Raw genomic sequence first — 21932 nt, forward strand, 5'->3', positions numbered from 1 at the left:
GCAATTGTCACGTGAATGAGATCAATGAGCATGAATAGTGTGATATTGATAATCTCTATTTAAACGCGGTGTAGCAAACAGTAAGTAGTTACTATCGTCAAAGTGAGAATCAATAAATTAATAAAAAGTTCAATTAAAACAGTTGTATATGTGATCCTCGTTATTTTTAGTAGCTAGATGCTTTTTACTTCCAGAAGCAAGGTTAGTCTAGAGATCTAAATTGATCCAGTTGTTGTTTTAAGAATGATCACACTAAACTCGCCGTTGATCAAAATTACTCCAAGCTGAAAACCTTTATTCTATTGGCTTGGAGCGACTTATCCACGGAATCTGTGGATAACATTGTTTATTATTATTTGAGAAGTATTGCAAGACTATGAAATTAGGGCGCTGCAGCCGTTTCAAGTAAAATTCGATAAATATTTAATTTCAACAATATCAATAGGTTATATTTGATTGGTTATTTTTGTTTATTTGTTGCTCAGTGTGAAGCTTTTATGAACTTTTTACCTTTTTGGTTGTGCAAAAAACATGCTACTTTGCAAGCGAGGTTGTAACTTTTTTGTCAAAACTTACTGAATCGTTATTTTCAACACTAAACCTTAATCCTGTGACGTAACACAAGCTTTTTATAGGTAACTGTTGCTAATTTAGACTTTATAACGACTCTTAACGTTTCCCACATAGCGTCAACATCTTGAATAGCATACAATGAGCCGCTTAAAGTATCAGAAATAGGTTGTTATGACTCAAGCTAAGTCAAATTCCAATGGCAACGATATCCTTTTTGGTGATATTGGGGCGACTTTAAAGCGAATGACGATCCCCATGATATTCGGGATGATCACGCTGATGATGTTTAATCTCGTTGATACTTTCTTTATTAGTATGCTTGGCACCGAGCCGCTCGCAGCAATCAGCTTCACCTTTCCAGTTACCTTTACTGTAATTAGCTTAGCCATCGGGCTAGGTATTGGCACATCCGCCGTTATCGCGAAGGCTTTGGGTAGCAATTTGCTCGACGAAGCTAAGTTTGATGCCGCAGTGGCTATTATTATCTCTGCCATTTTTGTTTCGCTGCTTTCTATTCTTGGTTTTATTTTTGTCGATGAGATCTTTATTCTCCTCGGGGCAGGTGAAGCGGTTATGCCATTTATACACGACTATATGTCCGTGTGGTTCATTGGCTCGATTTTATTGATAACGCCGATGATTGGTAATTCAGTGCTGCGTGCCAGTGGTGATACCAAAACGCCAAGTTTAGTCATGGGACTCGGGGGATTAGTAAATGCGGTGCTGGACCCGATATTAATCTTCGGATTTGGGCCAATTGATGCAATGGGTGTAAAAGGGGCTGCAGTGGCCAGTGTGTTATCTTGGAGTCTTGGGGTAACTATTATTTTATATTTGCTGATAGTTAAAAAACGTCTTATCTCACTGTCTGCAAAATACACCAGCTTCACAAATGCGGCAAAAAAAATTCTCACCATCGGCCTGCCTGCAGCTGGCGCAAATATGCTGACGCCGTTGGCAATGGCGGTAATGACCGCACTTATTGCCAGTTATGGACCAGAAGCTGTGGCCGCATTTGGCGTTGGGAGTCGTATCGAGTCTATCGCAAGTCTCGTGGTTTTGGCGCTTTCTATGACTTTGCCTCCTTTTGTAAGTCAGAACTTTGGTGCAAAACAATACCAGCGTGTGTCTGATGCCTATACCCAAACACTTAAATTTGTGCTTGCTTTTCAATTTGCGGTCTATCTATTACTGGTATTGAGCGCTTACTACATCAGTCATACTTTTGGTAATGAACCTGCTGTCGTTGAAACCATACAGTTATTTATTTATATCATGCCGCTAGGATACGGCCTTCAAGGCGTGATCATATTAACCAATTCGTCATTTAATGCGTTGCATAAACCGATGAATGCGCTCATTCTAAGTGTGATCCGGTTGTTCATATTTTATGTACCTATTGCTTATATAGGCTCACAGTTGGCAGGATTACCAGGGCTATTTGCAGGCGCTGCTTTGGGGAATTTATTTACCGCAGCCATAGCCTACAATTGGTTTAAGAAAGTAATTAATGAAATTGCAGCAAGCGAGGTTCAAAAGGAGGCGTAATGGAAGATAAGTTTCAGCTAGTTTCTGAGTTTCAGCCAAACGGAGATCAACCAACTGCGATTGCTCAGCTGTGTGATGGTTTAGAATCGGGCCTTGCACATCAAACCTTGCTGGGGGCTACGGGGACAGGTAAAACCTTTACCATGGCCAACATCATTAATAATCTTAACCGTCCTACAATCATTATGGCGCATAACAAAACACTAGCGGCGCAATTGTACGGCGAAATGAAAGAGTTTTTCCCTCATAATGCGGTTGAGTATTTCGTCTCTTATTATGACTATTATCAACCCGAAGCCTATGTCGTTGCCAGCGACACTTTCATTGAGAAAGACGCGTCTATCAATGATCACATTGAGCAAATGCGTTTATCTGCGACCAAAGCTTTGCTTGAGCGCAGAGACACTATCATCGTCGCCTCCGTTTCAGCGATTTACGGCCTTGGCGATCCCGACTCTTATATGAAAATGATGCTGTTGCTGAAAGTCGGTGAAACTATCGATCAGCGCGACATGTTAAGGCGTTTGGCAGAACTACAATACACGCGTAATGACATGGATTTTAGCCGTGGTACCTATCGAGTTCGCGGTGAAGTTATTGATATTTTTCCTGCCGAATCGGAAACCATTGCGGTACGGGTTGAGATGTTTGACGATGAGATAGAGCGGATCAGTTTGTTTGATCCCTTGACTGGTGCCGTTGAGAAACACCTAGTTCGCGCAACTATCTATCCAAAAACCCACTATGTGACGCCAAGAGAAAAGATCCTTGATGCCATTGAGCGTATCAAGGTGGAATTAAAAGACCGCCGTACTCAATTATTGGATAAAAATCGCCTAGTCGAAGAGCAGCGCATTGCTCAACGTACACAGTACGACATTGAAATGATGACCGAGCTTGGCTATTGCTCTGGTATTGAGAATTACAGTCGATATTTATCGGGACGTGCACCAGGCGAGCCACCACCAACTTTGTTAGATTATTTGCCGGATGATGCGCTTATGATCATCGACGAGTCTCACGTTACTGTTTCGCAGGTTGGTGCGATGTACAAAGGCGATCGCAGTCGTAAAGAAAACTTGGTTGAATATGGTTTTAGATTGCCGTCTGCGCTAGATAATAGGCCACTAAAGTTTGAAGAGTTCGAAGCGATTTCGCCGCAAACTATTTATGTTTCGGCGACTCCTGGTGATTATGAATTGAACAAATCTGCGGGTGATGTTGCCGAGCAAGTGATCCGCCCAACAGGGCTATTAGATCCTGAAGTAGAAGTGCGTCCAGTTGCAACTCAAGTTGACGATTTGCTCTCTGAGATCTACAAACGGGTGGAAGTGAATGAGCGTGTACTGGTTACTACGCTAACAAAACGCATGTCAGAAGATCTGACCGATTATCTTAACGATCATAACGTTAAGGTGCGTTACTTACACTCTGACATCGATACCGTTGAGCGTATGGAGATCATTCGAGACCTACGCAAAGGCGTTTTTGATGTATTAGTCGGCATCAACTTGTTACGAGAGGGCTTGGATATGCCTGAGGTTTCATTGGTTGCCATACTTGATGCAGATAAAGAAGGCTTTTTACGCTCGACGCGCTCTCTTATTCAGACAATTGGCCGCGCGGCACGTCACTTACATGGTAAAGCGATTTTATATGGTGATAGGGTGACGAACTCAATGCGCCAAGCTATAGATGAAACGCAAAGACGTAGAGAAAAGCAAGAGGCGTACAATGAGACCAATGGCATTACCCCAACGGCACTCAATAAGAAGATCACGGATGTGATGGATCTCGGTGAGGAAGTGGCTGATGACAAAGTGGTTGATATCGATGCCAAATTTAAACCAGGTATGCCTGCAATGGATGCGAAAGAGATCGCTAAAGAAATAGACCGACTCGAAGCACAAATGATGAAGTTTGCTAAAGAGCTTGAGTTTGAAAAAGCAGCTCAAGCGCGCGATCAAGTTCAAATCTTACAAAAGCGTTTGATTAAAGCCTAGGTTTTAAAGAATAAAAAAGCATATGAGACTCACATGCTTTTTTATTGGTTGGGTATTAGAAGCGGTAGCTGACACCTAGAGATAGGCTCGATGTATCCAAGTCACCCATATCAAGGTACTTATAGCCAAGGTTAACTGCCATGCCGTTATCCCAGTCATATTGCCAACCCGCTTCAGCGACAAAACCGATGCCATCGTCGGTAACTAATTTAGTGCGGCCACGAGTGATTTCGTAATCGTAGTAGTTCGCACCTAATTTGCCGTAAAAATAGCTGTTGTCAGAAATTTGATAGTAGCCTTTTGCGGCAACAACAAAGTTATCAAATTCTAAATTGTTAGCGCCAAGGCCAAACAAAGTTTTGTTGTTTTGCGTACAGGTAAACTTGCGATCATTTTCGTCCTCACACTTCCAATCATCTAAGTCTTCACCGCTGTTATAACCTAATTCAAGCGCCAAAATTGGCGTAAAGTGATAGTTGTAATACAGGTATGCTTGGCCTACACCATCACCATCTTTGCTTGAGCTTTTATAAGAAGCGCCGCCGCCAGAGATGTCTAAACCAACGCGATGCGTCTCGTTATTTTGTTCTGCAAAAGACGATAAACTTGTTGTGAGTAATGCAAGAGATAAAAGCGCTTTAATTTTCATAATCAATGTCCGTTGTGGTTAACTTGAGGACAGTATAAATAGGGTAGGTGTCAAGGTCTGTTGGGGGGCTGTCATAAAGTGTAAGAAGGCGTCTAGTTTGGTTCTCTTTATTTTACAAATATAAATAGTTGCACTTGTTAAGTGCTTTTAGTTGCCTTAGATTTTGCAATGAACGTTTGATATTTTAGTAAGGTCGTCAATGTCAAAATCGCAGCAATAAGTCCGCTCCATATATGATGCATGATCAAGTGACTTGCAATGAACATAGGTACGTCTTGCCAGCCATCAATAAACAAAAGTTTACCCAATAACAACAAGTAACCGAGCAGGTGCGAGAAGGTCACAAACTTAAAGGATTTAATAAATTCGCTTTTTGCATTGGTTGAGAGGGTGGGTATATTGAGATGTAGCGCGAGAATAAAGACTGTTGAGAGCACAATACTGACAAGTCCCAGCCCGAGTAATGAGGTTTTTATCAACACGATGGAGTAGATAAAAGCAAGTAACATGAGTCAGCCTAACAATTACAGAAAATGTAGTTTATATATGCTTAGGTTTTGAGTCTATTCGAATTATTCTAAGGATTAGGTAGTGATTTTCTGAGTGATCGCTCTATACTAAAGCCGATTTTATCAATAGTTTGTAAACCGATGTAACATTGCCCTATATTTTCGCGGCATGTTTCGTTATAAATGCAATGTTAAGTTGTAGTAAATTCGAATAAAACAATAACTATTACAGTAATTAAGACCAAGTTGGGAACTAGGGAAATGAAATTCGCTTTTAAGGATTTTTTGTTTGATAGCAAAGAACTGAAGCTTTATAAAGACGACAGAAAGCTCAATTTAAAACAAAAACCTGCTCAGATATTGGAGCTATTTTTATCTGCTCCTCAAACCATCCACAGTAAAGAAGACATCTTAGAGAAGGTATGGCCAGATAGAAAAGTAACCGATCAGGTGGTATTTCAAAATATTGGCCATTTACGTGCTTTGTTTGGTGATGATGCCATCAAAACCTTTTCACGAAAAGGGTATCAATGGCAGATCCCTTGTACGGCCTTTGAAGGGACTGCGGAAGCTCAGGCTTCACCTCAGACTACTCCCCATGAGTCGACTAAACCGGATGTAAAAACGGTGGAAGAAGAAACAGTAGTGACTGAATCACCTTCTGAAGTGTTCGAAAGACCAGAATCTATTGGTAGCAAACTGCCTATGTTTGGGCTTGCGGGTGCACTTGTGTTGCTAGCCTTGGGTATCTACTTTACGTTATCGTGAGTCAAATTTACTTGAGTTGAGGTTGTGTCATGTTGCAAACGTTGTATATCACAGGTGCTGGGGTGAGTGCCGAAAGTGGTATTCCGACTTTTCGAGGAGATGATGGTTTTTGGACGATAGGTTCGGCTAATTACACTCCTCAAGAAATGGCAACGCGAGCAATGTATAAATCGCAACCGGCGGAATTCTTAAAATGGTACTACCATCGTTTTGTGGCTTACCGTAATCACGGCCCCAATCAGGTTCATCAATGGCTTAGTGATAAAAATGTGATCACGCAAAATATCGACGGTTTAGATGGTAAAGCGGGAAATAATCATTTTATTGCGATCCATGGACGCGTTGATCAGGTGACTCCCTTTCATACCCAAGGTGAGCCCACAGCGTGTTTTACTGCCCCTTGGGATGAGGTAGACGAAAGTCGATTGGCCGAGTCGTTGTTAGCACTTTTCAAGATCGCGCGACAAGGCCCAGAAAAAGGCGTGTCACTTAAACCCTATGTATTGTTATTCGACGAATACTACACCGATCTGTATCGTATTAGCGAAGCACAGTCACGAATGTATGCTGCGGATAGAATCATTTTTATGGGCACTTCCTTTAGTGTCAATATCACTCAAATGGCCTTGGAAATAGCAAGGCACAAAGCAATTCCAATTGAAGTGGTTGACCCAAACCCTGCGCACTTACTTTACAAACAAGTCACCTATCACCGCATGACAGCAAGTGAATACATCGCCAGTTTGCCTGCCTCTTAATTTAAAGCCTGAGGAAAGTTAGCCTGCATTGCTTTGATAGTAAGTGGCTAGCAGAAATTGTTTATATTCACTGAGCCGGTGTTGTTGTTGGAGGTGTGATTCAATCACTTTAGCGTTGTGGGGTTCCACTGCGCTTATATGTCGCCTTTCGATTTCCATCAAGCCAAGTAACGCACTTAATTCTTGAATGCTCAGTGGCGCAGTATGGCTATTAAAAGCTAAGTAGCATTCTAGAGGTGTTAACTTTTTTGCATTTCTTTGACTCAGCGCATTTTGAAGTAGCTCTTTGCTTTCAAAGTGCAATAAGGTTCTAAGGTAATTTAGACCGTTATCTTTCGCGGACATTTGCGATAAAAGGATATGTAGTATGTTATTTCCTTGCGGGTTAAGGTTATTGATTTGCTCAGCTTGGATCAATGGTGTTGAAAAAAAGGCAAACTTCTCCAAGGAGTTAATCGCAGCTATCATCGCCTCTGGAAAGCGTGCTGCTTGTAAGCAAACACTCGCTATATCTTGATAGTGGCCATAGAGTACAGTGTTACTCTGCGCACTTTGAAAAAGAAACTTGAGGACCTCAATCTGCTCGTCTTTGGTCACCTGTGCATACACGGCTTTTATTTTTTCTATATCCGCGCTTTTTAACGCTAACAAAAACTGAGTTAGACAATTATTCGACATACATAGAACCACAATTTATTATTTAATGCTCACGCAATATGATAGCCTATTCGCCAGCTGTTTTGCTCAATTTATAATGATAATAAAAAAGAGACGATAACGTGTTGCACTTTAAGATAATCCTGCTTACTTGTTGCCTACTACTAAGCCCACTAGTTCACGCTAGTGAGCGTTTATATGATGCTTTTATAAAAGAAATTCAGCAACAAGAAACACGTGATAGCGCGCTTCAAAAAGTCGACCAAGTATTAGACTCAGGCTTAACGCCTGAGGAAATCGCTGACGTTCACCATAAGACCACAGTTGCATTAAAAAACGGTTTCCAGCTCGAAGAGGCACATAAATGGGTGGAGCGTTTTAAACAGGTATTACTCTCACATCACTTACCCGAATATGAAGCTAAATACTCGTTAACGTATGGTGACCTCATGCTTAAAGAGGGAAAGTTTAGCGATGCGATTAGTTATTTAAACCTAGCCGTGTCTCAGCTATCGGCGCTTGATATGCATCGATTGTTAAGCCACGCTTATCGCTTTCGGGCTGCTGCTTACAAAAGCAATGGCAGTTATAAAGACTCGATAGAGAGTTACGAACTCTCAATTGAAGTGGCAAAGAAGTATGAACTCCCAGATTTGCAAGTGTCTGCGATCACTCAGTTAGCAGATGTTTACTCGGATCTTTCATTACCGGACAAGGCACTTGAATTACTGCAGCAATCGATAGCGGTACTAAAAAGCCAAAAACAGGAAAATACGGTTTTACTTGGACAAGTTTACTATAACCTAGGTGGTGCGCATCAAGTGATTGGCGACCATGCAAAGTCGCTTGAAGCTTATCAAACCGCATATGACTATGACATTAAAGCGGGCAATGTCGTTTATTCAGCTTACACGTTGATCCGCATTGGTCGTGAACAAATGAAACTCAGCCAATATGACAATGCACAAGCGTCATTTGAAAAAGCATTTACGATTTTCGAGGAGAATGACCACACCAGAAATCAGGGCTGGGCCCTGAGCAATTTGGCTGAAGTTAAATTAAAAGCAAATGAAAAAGCTAAGGCCCAAGAGTATGTTGAACAGGCGCTAGAGTTAATTGATCCGGTACAAAGTAAAGTGCTTTATCAAGAGACGATGACTACCTATGCGCAAATTGTTTTACCTGAACGAGCTGATTTTTTTATTCAAAGTATGGAGCAAATTATTGCTCAAGATGAGGTTTATCTTGGCCTCAAGGAAACCGCATTACGAGTGTTAAAGGACGCCTACAGCGCGAAAGGTGATTTTGAGTCTGCGCTTAATTATCACTTACAATATGCGGAATCTAAGGTTTCTCAGCTTGAAAAAGAAGCCAGTCAAAAAGCCTTGGCCTATCAGATGGATACCGAGTACCAGAAAAATCAATATGAGCTACAAAGTCTAAAAACACAGCGTGATGTAGAGCTGGCCGAACAGCGCGTAGAACAAATAGTAACGGCAGCAGTGGTGGGAGTTTTGGTCGTTCTACTGAGCGCATTTTTACTACTTGCGAGAAACAAACGTCGCTCACTGGAACTCGAGAAGCAGCTTCTCAACAAAACCTTGGACTTAAAGCAGCAACTACTTGCAGATATTTCTCATGAATTAAGAACACCACTTACCGTACTTAAGCTACATATTGAATCTCTTGAACATAATTTGGTGGAAAATCCCCAGCAGAGCTACAAAGTGCTTAACCGCCGTCTTGATACTCTTAACACATTAATTAAAGATATCTACGAACTCGCGCAGGCAGATACCGGCAGCCTTAACTTGGCGTTAGAGCGCGTCAATGCCAAACAAGCCTTTATTGGTCTTGTTGAAGATATTGATGACTTTGTGACGGATGAAGGGCTTGAGTTTAATGCCCATATTGAACTACCTGATGAGCTGGAAATCGACATTGACGTAACTCGGTTCGCTCAGGTATTTAATAACTTGGCTCGTAATAGTGTGAATTATACTGACAAGCCGGGAGAAGTCTGTGTGGATATTAGCTATCAAAGCCAGCAAATCCAATGTGTTATTGAAGATTCAAGCCCAGGCGTGGGCGATGAAGCTTTGGGGAGATTGTTTGAACGTTTGTTCCGCTGTGATAAGTCCCGTAGCCGAGATCTTGGTGGCTCCGGCTTAGGTTTATCTATTTGTCAAAAACTGGTTGAATTGCACGGTGGTAGCATTGCCGTTGTGCACAGCGAATTAGGTGGGTTGAAAGTGAGTGTTATCATACCTTGTGAATAAAAACGCAAACCTGCTTTTACCTGAGGTAAAATACTCACTGCGATTTTACGTTGTGATATGGTAAAAGCTCGCCGCGTAAAGCGGCTCCCACCAGAGGTTATATATTACGTGTAGGAGCGATTTTACATCGCGACAGGTACAACACCGCAACTACAAAAAGTTGCGTTCAAATCGCTTAAGCACTATGGACTTTGCGGCGGTGAGTATCAGCAAAATAAAAGCGACAATAAACCAGATGGGGCGATTACCATGCTCTGCATACCAGCTCACTCCACTAATTAGTTTTACATCACTTTTCAGTATATTGGCTTCGAATTGTGGAATGGCATGCTGAACTTTGCTAAGTGGATCGTAAACACCAGTGATACCATTATTCGTTACTCGAATTAATGGGCGCTGTAATTCTAAGGCACGCATGCGAGCGATCTGCATATGCTGATGCGGGCCGTGGGAATCTCCAAACCAAGCGTCGTTGCTCACAGTAAAAAGAATATCTGACTCAGATGTAAAGTTACCTCTGACAAGCTCGCTAAACGCGATTTCGTAGCAAATAGCGGGTAACACATGCAAACCGTTTGCAAGTAGGTTTGGTTGTACCGCATCACCTCGAGTAAATGACGACATCGCTAAGTTAAAAAGAGGGGCTATAGGACGCAATAGGTCTTCGAACGGTACAAACTCACCAATAGGTAACAATTGGTGCTTCTGGTAGCGGTTTTTGTGCAGGTAGTGATATTGCCCTTCGCTGTCTTCTTTTTCCTTTTTACCAAGGGTGATCAGCGTGTTGTACGCAGTTCTGGTATCAAACTGATAATCGGGAATGCCCGTTATCAGCGCCGTGCCATTAAACGCGGCGGCTTTGTCCAGCCCTTCTAAAAATGGGTAGGCGATATCTTCAAATTCAGGAATAGCCGCTTCTGGCCACACCACTAAATCAACGCCTTGCCAGTTAGGTCTAGTCATATCTCGATATTTAGACATGGTAGGCCAAAATTGCTCAGGCTCCCAGCGCAGGCTCTGCTTGATATTACCTTGTACAAGTAAGGTGGTGATTTCATCTCCCGAGTATTTTAGTGGGCCTTGAATGATTGGCACACTGTATAAACCGGCAATGCCAGCAAAGCAGACTATGGTGAGATAAATCGCACGTTGTTTAAGTAGATAGTAAAGGCTTGTTGTCGCTAGAATAACTAGCAATGTTAAGCCAAATTCACCGATCCAAGGGGCTAAACTGCCCAATGGCGAGTCAGTTAATGTGTAACCGAAGCTAAGCCAAGGGAAGCCCGTGAGCATATGGCCTCGCAGCCACTCGGTAATGGCAAAACCCGCAACAAGTGCCAGCACCCGTTGCCAAGGTGTGCGAGTAAAGTAGCTGGCAAAAGCAAATGCCAATGTCGGGTAGATGGCAAGATAAGCACATAGTAATGCCATCAACAGCACTGAGACAGGTAAGGGTAAACCACCAAATTCAGCGATAGAGACATGCACCCAGCTTATGCCAAGGGCAAACCAGCCAAAGCCAAATAAAAAGCCATATTTAGCCGCGAGCTTTGGACTGGGTTTATCGGTAAGCCAAGTCGCTATAATCAAGCTGACAAACGCGATGGGCCAAAAACCAAAAGGGGAATAAGCAAAAGTAAGTGCACAGCCAGAAATGAGTGCCAGCCATGCAAACTTATCTTTTGCGAGGTTACTCAGGTTAGATACTAGAGTCTTCAACATGTTCAGATTTAGGTACACTTACTTGAATTTGTAAGATCCTCCGGTTATCGGAGTTAGTTACCTTAAACTGAAGGGGATCTATGTCTATGGTTTCACCACGGCTTGGCATATGGCCAAATGCATGAAGAATAATACCGCCAATGGTATCGGCTTCTTGGGTGTCGTAGTTGGTTTTGAAAAATTCGTTAAATTCATCCAAGGGCGTGAGTGCTTGCACGGTATAAACATGTTTAGACAGCTGACGAATATCTTGTTGTTCTTCGTCGTCATCATGTTCATCTTCGATTTCACCAACAATGGTTTCGAGAATATCTTCGATAGTAACCAGTCCAGATACACCGCCGTATTCATCAATCACGATAGCCATATGGTAACGTTTTTGACGGAATTCGTTGAGCAGGGTATCGACACGCTTACTTTCAGGCACGACCACAGCGGGACGAAGATATTCGCGGATACTTGGCAAATCGCGCTCTTCGCGCAAAATCAAAGGTAAGAGATCTTTGGCAAGTAAGATGCCTTCTACGTGGTCTTTGTCTTCACAAATCACAGGAAAACGCGAGTGTGAAGATTCTACCATCATAGGGAGTTGAGCACTGAGCGGCTCATCTACATCAAGTGTAATCATTTGCGAACGTGGGATCATGATGTCACGTACTTTCAGCTCTGAAACGCTGAGTACACCTTCCATCATGTCTTTGGTTTCTGGGTCAATCAGCTGGCGCTCTTGCGCATCAGCGATGACTTCAGCCAATTCTTCTTTATTTTGGGGTTCCCCTTGCAGCATCTGTGTGATGCGTCCCAGCCAGGTCTTGCTAGAAGAACCCTGACTACTTTGCGAGTTATCGTCGCTCATTAGTTGTGTCTGCTCCGTTAATTTAACAATCGTCTCTGTAAGGATCTGCGATATTCAAAGAAGCGAGAATTTGCTTCTCTATTGTTTCCATTTCTACCGCGTCTTGTTCATTTATATGGTCAAATCCAAGTAAATGCAAGCAACCATGGATAACCATATGGGCGAAGTGGTCATGAAAGGTCTTTTCTTGCTCTATGGATTCTTGGTATACCACTTGGGGACAGATAATTAAATCACCAATAAGTGGTAACTCAATTCCCGGTGGCGCATCAAATGGGAAAGACAACACGTTGGTTGGCTTGTCTTTGCCCCTGTACTGGCTATTGAGCTCTTGGCTTTCGTGCTCGTCAGCGATGCGAATCGTTAATTCCGCTTCTTCGCGAAATTGCGTTAATGCATGTTCTGCCCATAATTGAAATTGTGCTTCGGATGGTAAGTTTTCAAACTCACAAACCAATTGCAAATCTAGCATTAAGTCCATGGTTTATTCCTCAGAAGGTTGCTGTTTCGCTTGATGCTTTTCAGCTTTAGCGAGACGCTCTTGTTCTTCTTTCTTCTCGTATGCTTCGACGATACGAGCAACCACAGGGTGTCTAACTACATCGTGAGATTTAAAGAAGTTAAATGAAATCTCTTCTACATCATTGAGCACTTCTATCGCATGACGAAGTCCAGAGCGCGCACCACGAGGTAAATCGATCTGCGTGATATCACCGGTGATCACCGCTTTTGAATTAAAGCCAATCCGCGTAAGAAACATCTTCATTTGTTCAGTCGTGGTATTTTGGCTCTCGTCCAAGATAATAAACGCGTCATTGAGTGTTCGACCGCGCATATACGCCAAAGGTGCAACTTCGATGACATTTTTTTCGATTAAGCGCTCAACTTTTTCAAAACCAAGCATCTCGAATAGGGCGTCATAAAGTGGACGAAGGTAAGGGTCGATTTTTTGTGTTAAATCACCCGGTAAGAAGCCCAGCTTTTCACCAGCTTCAACCGCTGGACGAGTGAGTAGGATGCGACGTATTTCTTGACGTTCTAGCGCATCAACCGCTGCCGCAACAGCAAGATAGGTTTTACCAGTACCTGCAGGACCAACACCAAAGGTAATATCGTGAGTTAAGATATTAGCGACATATTGGCTCTGATTTGGGTTACGAGGCTTAACTACACCGCGACGAGTCTTAATATAGACTTCTTTGTCCCATACGGTTGGGGCGTCTTGTTCGAGTACGTTCGCTTCTGTGATGGCCAGATGAACCTGATCCGGTTCGATTTCTGTCATTTTTCCTTTCACAGGCTGAGTATCAACATATAGAGACTTTAGAATATCCACAGCTGCTTTTGCCGTTACCGCTTGTCCGGTAACTTTAAACCAATTGTCACGGTGTGCGATTTCAACTCCAAGGCGACGTTCTATTTGTTTTAGATTTTCGTCGAACGGACCACAAAGTGAAGAAAGGCGGTGATTATCTGCGGGTTCTAAGTAAATTTCTATATTCTTTATCTGATTACTCAAAATGTCTTCCTATAAAAATGACGCTAGCCGAAGCTAGCGCACAATTTAAAAATGCTAGGGGGTAAAAGTACCAACACCTAATTCATTAATTTCAGGTTCTTGTGGTGCTTTATTTAGGATATCCGACGGTTTTACGTCACGACGTAAATCCATTTCTGCTTCAGTACGGATAAGCTCACCACGTAACGAGTTCGGTAACGCCTCAGTAATACGTACATCGACGAATTGGCCAATCACTGAGTGTGGACCTTCGAAGTTTACTACGCGGTTATTTTCGGTTCTACCACGCAGTTCCATTGGGTTTTTCTTCGATGGGCCTTCAACCAAAATACGCTGCTCGGTATCGTGCATCTTGCGGCTGATATCCTGCGCCATTTGGTTGATACGGTTCTGTAGAAGATACAGACGTTCTTTCTTTTCTGATTCTGCCACATCGTCAGGTAAGTCGGCTGCTGGTGTGCCAGGTCGCGCCGAGTAGATGAAACTAAAGCTCATATCAAAGCCGATATCATTAATCAGGTTCATCGTCGCTTCAAAGTCTGCGTTTGATTCGCCTGGGAAACCAATGATGAAATCTGAAGACATGCTTAGGTTCGGACGGATCTTACGTAGCTTGCGGATCGTTGACTTGTACTCAAGCGCAGTATGACCGCGTTTCATCAGGTTTAGAATACGGTCTGAACCACTTTGTACCGGTAGGTGTAAATGGTCAACGAGCTCTGGCACATCCGCATAGGCTTCAATAATATCTGGTGTAAATTCAACCGGGTGAGATGTTGTATAACGAATACGGTCAATACCGTCAATTGCTGCAACGTAGCGAATTAAGTCAGAGAAGTAACAAATTTCACCATCGTGCATTTCACCACGGTAAGCATTTACGTTCTGACCGAGTAAGTTCACTTCACGCACACCTTGCTCAGCAAGCTGAGCAACTTCAAGGATCACATCATCTAAAGGACGGCTTACTTCTTCGCCACGCGTGTATGGTACAACACAGAACGTACAGTACTTAGAGCAACCTTCCATAATTGAAACAAATGCACTCGGGCCTTCAGCCTTTGGCTCAGGGAGGCGGTCAAATTTTTCAATTTCAGGGAATGAAATATCAACGACAGCACCTTCTTTGCTTTGCACCTGCTTGATCATCTCTGGTAGGCGGTGCAATGTTTGTGGGCCAAACACGATATCAACAAATGGAGCGCGCTGACGAATGGTGTCGCCTTCTTGTGATGCTACGCAGCCACCAACACCGATAACAAGATCAGGGTTTGTGTCTTTTAGTAGTTTCCAACGACCAAGTTGGTGGAATACTTTTTCCTGTGCCTTCTCACGAATCGAGCAAGTATTGAGTAGGATCACATCAGCTTGCTCAGCTTCTTCTGTAAGCTGATAGCCATTTGTTGAATCCAAAAGATCCGCCATTTTCTGGGAGTCATACTCGTTCATCTGACAACCCCAGGTTTTAATATGCAGTTTTTTACTCATTTAAATATTGCCTCGTTTACAACTCGGTGTTTAGCACTACGCGTTTCTCGTGCAGGCGATGCTGAATTGATATCATTATGCCTAAAGGACGCGTATTTTATATGACCTATCTTGTCTAGCCAAGTATAGATTTTAACTTTCAAAATGTGGATCAATACAGAGTGTTTTAAGCAAACATCTGTTTTTATATGCGTTACAATGCGCAAAGACTCAATTAAGTGGAATATGGCATGAAAAACAAGGCTCTGATAGTCGGTGGTGGCATGGTTGGTGCAGCGTGTGCTGTTAAGCTAGCGAAGCAAGGTGTTGACGTAACCATTATTGAACATTCTCCCATCTCACCTGATGCAATACTCGCAAGTGATAAGGTAGATATTCGCGTTTCTGCTATCAATCGCTTTTCCGAGCAGTTACTAGATGAGCTTGGTGCTATGCCTGTGTTAAGAAGCACCAGAGCCGCGGTTTACAAGCAGCTAGAAGCCTATGAGGATAAGCCAGGGCAATTGATATTTGATTGTGAAGCGCTAAACGCCTCGCACTTAGGCCACTTAATTGAGAATAACCTCATTCAAGCAGCATTGTGGCAACAGTTTGAGGAATTTGATATCAAAGTGGTTTCACCAGAGGGGATCCCAAAGCGCATTGTTCATAATGAGGATTCCGTGACGATTGAGTATCAAGCAGCATCCTTTACCACCGATTTGTTAATTGCAGCTGATGGTGGCCGTTCTATCGTCAGACAAATGAGTGGCATAGGCGTGACGGGGTGGCAATATGAGCAACATTGTATGGGGCTGCTGATTAAACTCGACGCGCCGCAGCAAGAAAAAACATGGCAGCAATTTAAGCCATCAGGTCCCATTGCCTTTTTACCTATGCAGTATCCGTATGCCAATCTGATTTGGTATGACAACGGCAATAAACTCAATTTACTTAAGCAACTAGATAAGCAGGCGCTAAAACAAGAAGTAAAAGCTGCATTTTTTGAGCTACCCGGTGACTTTGAGATTGAAGAAGTGGCGGTTTTTCCTTTAGCAAGGCAACATGCTAACCAATACGTGAGCGAACGAGTGGTATTAGTAGGAGATGCAGCTCATACCATTAATCCGTTAGCAGGGCAGGGAGTAAATCTTGGCTTTAAAGACGTAGCGGCACTTGCCGAAGCGATTGAGGCAAAAGAAGATATTGGTGACAGCAGTGCACTACATCATTACGAGTCAAAGCGTAGGAAAGACAACCTTTTGATGATGAGTATGATGGATGCGTGTTATTTTGGCTTTTCGAATCAAGTAACACCGTTAAAGCATTTGAGAAATCTGGCGCTGAATGTGGCGAATAAAGCTGGACCGATAAAAACAGAAGTGCTTAAGCACGCCATGGGCGGAGTTGGTTTTTAATCTTTGTTCTCTACACTGAGCGTGTTATACCAATTTACTTAATTAAGTGATCTTTTTGAAGGAGCAAGTATTAAGATAAATTGGTATTACTGCACGCTTCATTATTTAGTGCCGAGATCATCTCATCAGTGTTAGCTTATCGACGACATACATCAAGGTATTAATATCAAATTTGCCATCTAGCCTTAATAACCAATCACTGTTGGGCTGCAAAATGTAAGCAGTTTGAACCCCTGAAGGTCTGATAGAAGAAAAAATATGTTTTGCTCCGTGAGTAGCGGTAAATACATTTGCTTCGTCTATAACGCCAAGCTCAGCACTGACTTTCTGCATGTCTTCACTCTGTATATCAAACGTACCATTGAAAGCTCGTGTCATAAACTCAAGAGGTGTTAAATCGTACTTGTTAGGTAGACCAGCAAGCGCGGTAGCGCCAGTTATCCAGCTTAACGTTAGTTCAGAAGAGTTGTCGCGAATCACAACTGAGTAGGTATCGTTAATAAAAGTTTGAAATGAAACTTTATTTGCCTGCTCCGAGGGCTGACAGTAGCTAAAATGCTTGAGTGCTATTTCTATGTGTGATGGAGAGCAAATTGAGCTAGCCCTCGCTTCTACAAAGCTAGGTATACTGAAAATAATTAATGAAAATAAAAGAAATAAAGACTTTAGCACTTTCTTTCCTAACACGGAGAAAGTATAAAAGTAACATTAGGAAAATGAGCTAGGAATGAATAAAGAGAAAAGAAATTGTTACTAAATGGTGCGGAAAGAGAGACTTGAACTCTCACATCCGAAGATACTGGAACCTAAATCCAGCGCGTCTACCAATTCCGCCACTTCCGCACAGTAGATATTTTATTTGTAGCTAACATCTCAAAAAGAGATGGCTGGAGTACCAGGATTTGAACCTGGGAATGGCGGGATCAAAACCCGCTGCCTTACCGCTTGGCGATACTCCAGCAATAGAGGTAAGTTCAAATCTTATTTAGCCCAGATTTGAGTTAGGCTACCTTACCGCTTCCACTTCGTGTCGAGGCAATACCCAGCAATAGAGGTAAGTTCAAATCTTATTTAGCCCAGATTTGAGTTAGGCTACCTTACCGCTTCCACTTCGTGTCGAGGCAACACCCAGCAGTAGAGGTAAGTTCAAGCGTTTGAGTTCTACTTGAAAGAACATGGTGCGGAAAGAGAGACTTGAACTCTCACATCCGAAGATACTGGAACCTAAATCCAGCGCGTCTACCAATTCCGCCACTTCCGCATTTGTAAATGGTGGCTATGCCCTGATTTGAACAGGGGACCCCATCATTATGAGTGATGTGCTCTAACCAGCTGAGCTACATAGCCATTGGCTGGAGTACCAGGATTTGAACCTGGGAATGGCGGGATCAAAACCCGCTGCCTTACCGCTTGGCGATACTCCAACGAAATAAAATCTTTTTGAGTTCTGATTTAAAAGAACATGGTGCGGAAAGAGAGACTTGAACTCTCACATCCGAAGATACTGGAACCTAAATCCAGCGCGTCTACCAATTCCGCCACTTCCGCACAGTAGATATTTTATTTGTAGCTAACATCTCAAAAAGAGATGGCTGGAGTACCAGGATTTGAACCTGGGAATGGCGGGATCAAAACCCGCTGCCTTACCGCTTGGCGATACTCCAACGAAAACTCAAATCTAACTTAAATTGCTGAACCCAGGATTTGATTCTGGGGGTGGATGAGTGAGGGATCAAAACCTCTCTCTTCTCTGCCTTACCGCTTCCACTTCATGTCGAGGCGATACTCCAACGAAAATTTGATTGTTTTAGTTCCAATCGAGAACATGGTGCGGAAAGAGAGACTTGAACTCTCACATCCGAAGATACTGGAACCTAAATCCAGCGCGTCTACCAATTCCGCCACTTCCGCACAGTAGATATTTTATTTGTAGCTAACATCTCAAAAAGAGATGGCTGGAGTACCAGGATTTGAACCTGGGAATGGCGGGATCAAAACCCGCTGCCTTACCGCTTGGCGATACTCCAACGAAGTAAAATCTTTTTGAGTTCTGATTTAAAAGAACATGGTGCGGAAAGAGAGACTTGAACTCTCACATCCGAAGATACTGGAACCTAAATCCAGCGCGTCTACCAATTCCGCCACTTCCGCACATCTTTTGGCATTAGTTATTGGAACCTAAATCCAGCGTCTATATTAAGACAACTGCCAATTCCGTCACTTCCGCACATCTTTTAGCATTAGATATTGGAACCTAAATCCAGCGTCTATATTAAGACAACTGCCAATTCCATTACTTACGCATATTTTTTGCGACAACAAATCGATGAGTTTTGGTAGTAGTTAAAGCATGGTGGCTATGCCCTGATTTGAACAGGGGACCCCATCATTATGAGTGATGTGCTCTAACCAGCTGAGCTACATAGCCATCTCTTTAACTTCTCATCATCGCTGATGCGGGGCGTATTATGCGTATATGCCCCCAAGCCGTCAACACCTTTTTTGCAAAAAATCTGCTAACACAGTTTGTTTGCAGATAAATTAAGCGAAACGGCTTGTTTTTATATCAAATCATGCGGGGCAATTGCAAATTTTTAACAAAACCTGTGAATTTTTATTCCTTTGAAGTCTATAACTTACTCTGAAGAGCAGGGTACTTATTTGATTAACAAGCAGAGTTGATAAAACTAAAAAGGAGCCGAAGCTCCTTTTATTGAAATAGCGTGTAGTAACTATGGTTACACGTTAAATAAGAAGTTCATCACATCGCCATCTTTTACGATGTATTCTTTACCTTCTTGACGCATTTTACCTGCGTCTTTCGCACCAGATTCACCACGGAACTCGATATAATCATCAAAGCCGATAGTCTGTGCACGAATAAAACCACGTTCAAAGTCTGTGTGGATTTTACCAGCAGCTTGAGGTGCTGTCGCGCCAACAGGGATAGTCCATGCACGTACTTCTTTTACGCCAGCTGTAAAGTAAGTTTGCAGTTTCAACAACTCATAACCACCACGGATCACGCGGTTTAGGCCCGGCTCTTCTAAGCCTAAGTCATCCATAAACTCTTTCTTATCTTCTTCTTCAAGTTCAGAAAGTTCAGCCTCAATTGCTGCACATACTGGGATCACAACCGCGTCTTCTGCTGCTGCAATTTCACGTACTTTGTCTAGGAATGGGTTGTTTTCAAAGCCATCTTCGTTAACATTGGCGATGTACATAGTTGGCTTGATCGTTAAAAAGTTTAGGTAGCTTATTGCTGCCGCTTCTTCTTTATTTAGCTCAAGTGAGCGAAGCGTTAAGCCTTCGTCCAAGTGCGCTTTCACTTTTTCAAGTACAACGAGTTCAAATTTCGCGTCTTTATCGCCGCCTTTCGCTTTCTTCGCGTTACGTAAAACTGCGCGATCAGCAGTATCCATGTCTGCAAGTACCAGCTCAGTGTTGATTACATCAATGTCTTCAGCAGGATCGATTTGACCAGCAACGTGAACGATATTTTCATTTTCAAAACAGCGAACTACGTGACCGATAGCATCCGTTTCACGGATGTTTGCCAAAAATTGGTTACCTAAACCTTCGCCTTTTGAAGCGCCTTTTACCAAACCGGCAATATCCACAAACTCCATTGAAGTTGGGATAGTACGCTGAGGATTTACAATTTCAGCTAGCTGGTCAAGACGAGCATCTGGTACTGGTACTACACCGGTATTCGGTTCGATAGTACAGAAAGGAAAGTTTGCGGCCTCAATGCCCGCTTTAGTCAACGCATTAAATAAAGTAGATTTACCTACGTTAGGTAAACCAACAATGCCACATTTAAAACCCATAGTGTTTATTCCTAAATTTCTACCGTATTATCTCAAGCACGCATCATGGCGAACGAGAAGCTTAGGTATTACTCAATCAATCGCAGCAGTGAACTGTTACGGTTTAAATGAATGTAGTCGATTTTGCGCTTTTAACACACCGTCTTTTGCGAGTATTTCCATACATCGGACTGCTTCATCCACAGCGGCATCAATTTTCTCTTGATCAGCTTGTGGTGCTTTGCCTAAAACCCACCCCGTGACTTTGTCTCTGTGTCCTGGGTGACCAATACCAACGCGCAATCGCATAAATTCTTTGTTATTTGCCATTTTAGCGATTATGTCTTTTAAGCCATTGTGACCGCCGTGACCACCACCTTTTTTGAGTTTGGCGATACCGGGTTCTAAATCCATTTCATCGTGAGCAACAAGAATGCTCTCGACGGGGATCTTATAAAAATTGGCAAGACTCGCGACCGCTTTACCACTTAAGTTCATATAAGTCGTAGGGATCAGCAATTTAAACTCTTGGTTATTGATGAGCACTTTGCCGGTGAGGCCGTGATGTTTAGCGTCTGGTTTTAGGAGGCAGTTGTATCTTCTGGCTAGTTCTTCGATAAACCAAGCGCCAGCGTTATGACGGGTGTTTGCGTATTCGGGGCCTGGATTTGCCAGGCCCACAAGCATTTGAATATTATTCAAGGTGTTAACACCTGAACAATTACTCAGCTGCGTCTTCAGTAGACTCTTCAGCAGGAGCTGCTTTAGGAGCGTTTACTGAAACAACCGCTTGGTCGTGATCTGCACCTTTAGCAAGTTCAACTGAAACAACGCCAGCTGGAAGCTTGATATCAGATAGGTGTAGAGTTTCGCCAACAGCTAGAGTCGCTACGTCAACTTCGATGAACTCAGGAAGTCTTGCTGGAAGACAAGTGATTTCAATTTCAGTTAGTTGGTGAACGATAGTGTTGCCACCTTTAGTTGCTTTCTCTTCGTTGATGAAGTGAACAGGAACTTTAGTGTGAAGCTTTTGAGAAGCATCAACGCGTTGGAAGTCTAAGTGAGTGATCTTAGGCTTGTACGGGTGACGTTGCATATCTTTAAGAATTGCTTCAACAGACTCACCGCCAATGTTTAGCGTTAGGATGTGAGTGTAGAAACCTTCGTCTTCTTGCGCTTTCAATACTTTGTTGTGATCAAAAGTTAGTGAAACTGCATCTTTACCAGCACCGTATAGGATTGCAGGAACTTTGTCAGCGCGACGTAGGCGGCGGCTCGCACCAGTACCTAGGTCAGAACGTACTTCAGCGTCTAATTTGTATACAGACATGGATGTCTCCAAAATAATTTAAGTTAATGTGTCAGAGAGCTCGCGACCAAGCTCCCTGCCTAAAAAA

The 21932-nt window shown here is 42.9% G+C and carries 18 protein-coding genes and 11 tRNA genes; 6 read left to right on the forward strand and 23 right to left on the reverse strand.

Annotated elements, in window-relative coordinates:
* Positions 1-744: 744 nt before the first annotated feature.
* Complete coding sequence (locus tag L3V43_RS14050) at positions 745-2121, forward strand: MATE family efflux transporter (RefSeq protein ID WP_010607370.1); 1377 nt, start codon at positions 745-747, stop codon at positions 2119-2121.
* Complete coding sequence (uvrB, locus tag L3V43_RS14055) at positions 2121-4124, forward strand: excinuclease ABC subunit UvrB (RefSeq protein ID WP_102056245.1); 2004 nt, start codon at positions 2121-2123, stop codon at positions 4122-4124. Before L3V43_RS14050 ends, uvrB begins: the two co-directional genes overlap by 1 nt.
* Positions 4125-4179: 55 nt before the next feature.
* On the opposite strand, the gene L3V43_RS14060 is transcribed toward uvrB, so the two are convergent.
* A complete protein-coding gene (locus tag L3V43_RS14060; RefSeq protein ID WP_010607368.1) occupies positions 4180-4773 on the reverse strand; it encodes a porin family protein in 594 nt (197 codons plus the stop codon).
* Between the two features lie 137 nt (positions 4774-4910).
* The gene (locus L3V43_RS14065) at positions 4911-5282 is read right to left on the reverse strand and encodes a hypothetical protein (protein ID WP_102056246.1); all 372 of its coding nucleotides are present in this window, start codon (positions 5280-5282) and stop codon (positions 4911-4913) included.
* A 261-nt stretch (positions 5283-5543) separates the two neighbouring features.
* On the opposite strand from L3V43_RS14065, the gene L3V43_RS14070 reads away from it, so the two are divergent.
* The gene (locus L3V43_RS14070; RefSeq protein ID WP_102056247.1) at positions 5544-6050 is read left to right on the forward strand and encodes a winged helix-turn-helix domain-containing protein; all 507 of its coding nucleotides are present in this window, start codon (positions 5544-5546) and stop codon (positions 6048-6050) included.
* A 32-nt stretch (positions 6051-6082) separates the two neighbouring features.
* The gene (locus L3V43_RS14075; protein ID WP_029215916.1) at positions 6083-6808 is read left to right on the forward strand and encodes a Sir2 family NAD-dependent protein deacetylase; all 726 of its coding nucleotides are present in this window, start codon (positions 6083-6085) and stop codon (positions 6806-6808) included.
* A gap of 18 nt (positions 6809-6826) precedes the next feature.
* Here the strand turns inward: L3V43_RS14075 and L3V43_RS14080 are convergent, their stop codons facing one another.
* The gene (locus L3V43_RS14080; protein WP_010607364.1) at positions 6827-7486 is read right to left on the reverse strand and encodes a hypothetical protein; all 660 of its coding nucleotides are present in this window, start codon (positions 7484-7486) and stop codon (positions 6827-6829) included.
* A 101-nt stretch (positions 7487-7587) separates the two neighbouring features.
* Between L3V43_RS14080 and L3V43_RS14085 the strand changes: the two genes are divergently transcribed.
* Entirely contained in the window at positions 7588-9744 is a 2157-nt protein-coding gene (locus L3V43_RS14085) for a tetratricopeptide repeat protein (protein ID WP_237116780.1), read from the forward strand.
* Positions 9745-9894: 150 nt separating this feature from the next.
* On the opposite strand, the gene lnt is transcribed toward L3V43_RS14085, so the two are convergent.
* The 5 genes from lnt to miaB are packed head-to-tail and all read right to left on the reverse strand — an operon-like array spanning position 9895 to position 15329.
* Positions 9895-11466 (reverse strand): apolipoprotein N-acyltransferase, encoded by a 1572-nt coding sequence (lnt, locus tag L3V43_RS14090; protein WP_237116781.1) that lies wholly within the window; start codon positions 11464-11466, stop codon positions 9895-9897.
* Positions 11444-12322, reverse strand: a complete 879-nt coding sequence (gene corC, locus L3V43_RS14095) for a CNNM family magnesium/cobalt transport protein CorC (RefSeq protein ID WP_010607361.1) — start codon at positions 12320-12322, stop codon at positions 11444-11446. The genes lnt and corC overlap by 23 nt, the downstream gene beginning before the upstream one ends.
* A 22-nt stretch (positions 12323-12344) precedes the next feature.
* Positions 12345-12803 (reverse strand): rRNA maturation RNase YbeY, encoded by a 459-nt coding sequence (gene ybeY / locus L3V43_RS14100; protein WP_102056250.1) that lies wholly within the window; start codon positions 12801-12803, stop codon positions 12345-12347.
* A 3-nt stretch (positions 12804-12806) separates the two neighbouring features.
* Positions 12807-13841 carry a PhoH family protein gene (locus L3V43_RS14105; RefSeq protein ID WP_010370423.1) on the reverse strand — a complete coding sequence of 345 codons (1035 nt, stop codon included), beginning with the start codon at positions 13839-13841 and terminating at the stop codon, positions 12807-12809.
* Between the two features lie 54 nt (positions 13842-13895).
* Positions 13896-15329, reverse strand: coding sequence for a tRNA (N6-isopentenyl adenosine(37)-C2)-methylthiotransferase MiaB (gene miaB, locus L3V43_RS14110; RefSeq protein WP_010607359.1), 1434 nt, complete (start codon positions 15327-15329; stop codon positions 13896-13898).
* A 230-nt stretch (positions 15330-15559) separates the two neighbouring features.
* Between miaB and L3V43_RS14115 the strand changes: the two genes are divergently transcribed.
* The gene (locus L3V43_RS14115; protein WP_237116782.1) at positions 15560-16726 is read left to right on the forward strand and encodes an FAD-dependent oxidoreductase; all 1167 of its coding nucleotides are present in this window, start codon (positions 15560-15562) and stop codon (positions 16724-16726) included.
* Positions 16727-16843: 117 nt separating this feature from the next.
* On the opposite strand, the gene L3V43_RS14120 is transcribed toward L3V43_RS14115, so the two are convergent.
* From L3V43_RS14120 to L3V43_RS14190, 15 genes are all read right to left on the reverse strand, one after another.
* Complete coding sequence (locus L3V43_RS14120; RefSeq protein ID WP_206471296.1) at positions 16844-17398, reverse strand: hypothetical protein; 555 nt, start codon at positions 17396-17398, stop codon at positions 16844-16846.
* An 86-nt stretch (positions 17399-17484) separates the two neighbouring features.
* Positions 17485-17569, reverse strand: a tRNA-Leu gene (locus L3V43_RS14125).
* Positions 17570-17610: 41 nt separating this feature from the next.
* Positions 17611-17685 (reverse strand) — tRNA-Gln (locus L3V43_RS14130).
* A 217-nt stretch (positions 17686-17902) separates the two neighbouring features.
* Positions 17903-17987, reverse strand: a tRNA-Leu gene (locus L3V43_RS14135).
* A 9-nt stretch (positions 17988-17996) separates the two neighbouring features.
* A tRNA-Met gene (locus tag L3V43_RS14140) sits at positions 17997-18073 on the reverse strand.
* 2 nt (positions 18074-18075) lie between these two features.
* Positions 18076-18150, reverse strand: a tRNA-Gln gene (locus tag L3V43_RS14145).
* A 39-nt stretch (positions 18151-18189) separates the two neighbouring features.
* A tRNA-Leu gene (locus L3V43_RS14150) sits at positions 18190-18274 on the reverse strand.
* Positions 18275-18315: 41 nt separating this feature from the next.
* Positions 18316-18390, reverse strand: a tRNA-Gln gene (locus L3V43_RS14155).
* Positions 18391-18552: 162 nt separating this feature from the next.
* Positions 18553-18637, reverse strand: a tRNA-Leu gene (locus tag L3V43_RS14160).
* 41 nt (positions 18638-18678) lie between these two features.
* Positions 18679-18753, reverse strand: a tRNA-Gln gene (locus tag L3V43_RS14165).
* A 39-nt stretch (positions 18754-18792) separates the two neighbouring features.
* Positions 18793-18877, reverse strand: a tRNA-Leu gene (locus L3V43_RS14170).
* Positions 18878-19077: 200 nt separating this feature from the next.
* Positions 19078-19154, reverse strand: a tRNA-Met gene (locus L3V43_RS14175).
* A 310-nt stretch (positions 19155-19464) separates the two neighbouring features.
* Positions 19465-20556, reverse strand: coding sequence for a redox-regulated ATPase YchF (gene ychF / locus L3V43_RS14180; protein WP_010370435.1), 1092 nt, complete (start codon positions 20554-20556; stop codon positions 19465-19467).
* 96 nt (positions 20557-20652) lie between these two features.
* On the reverse strand, positions 20653-21237 hold the full coding sequence (gene pth, locus L3V43_RS14185; RefSeq protein ID WP_010607356.1) for an aminoacyl-tRNA hydrolase: 585 nt from the start codon (positions 21235-21237) through the stop codon (positions 20653-20655).
* A gap of 19 nt (positions 21238-21256) precedes the next feature.
* Entirely contained in the window at positions 21257-21865 is a 609-nt protein-coding gene (locus L3V43_RS14190; RefSeq protein WP_102056255.1) for a 50S ribosomal protein L25/general stress protein Ctc, read from the reverse strand.
* Positions 21866-21932 lie beyond the last annotated feature (67 nt).

Origin of the sequence: Pseudoalteromonas sp. L23 (assembly GCF_021728455.1) — a bacterium.
Lineage (GTDB): Bacteria > Pseudomonadota > Gammaproteobacteria > Enterobacterales > Alteromonadaceae > Pseudoalteromonas.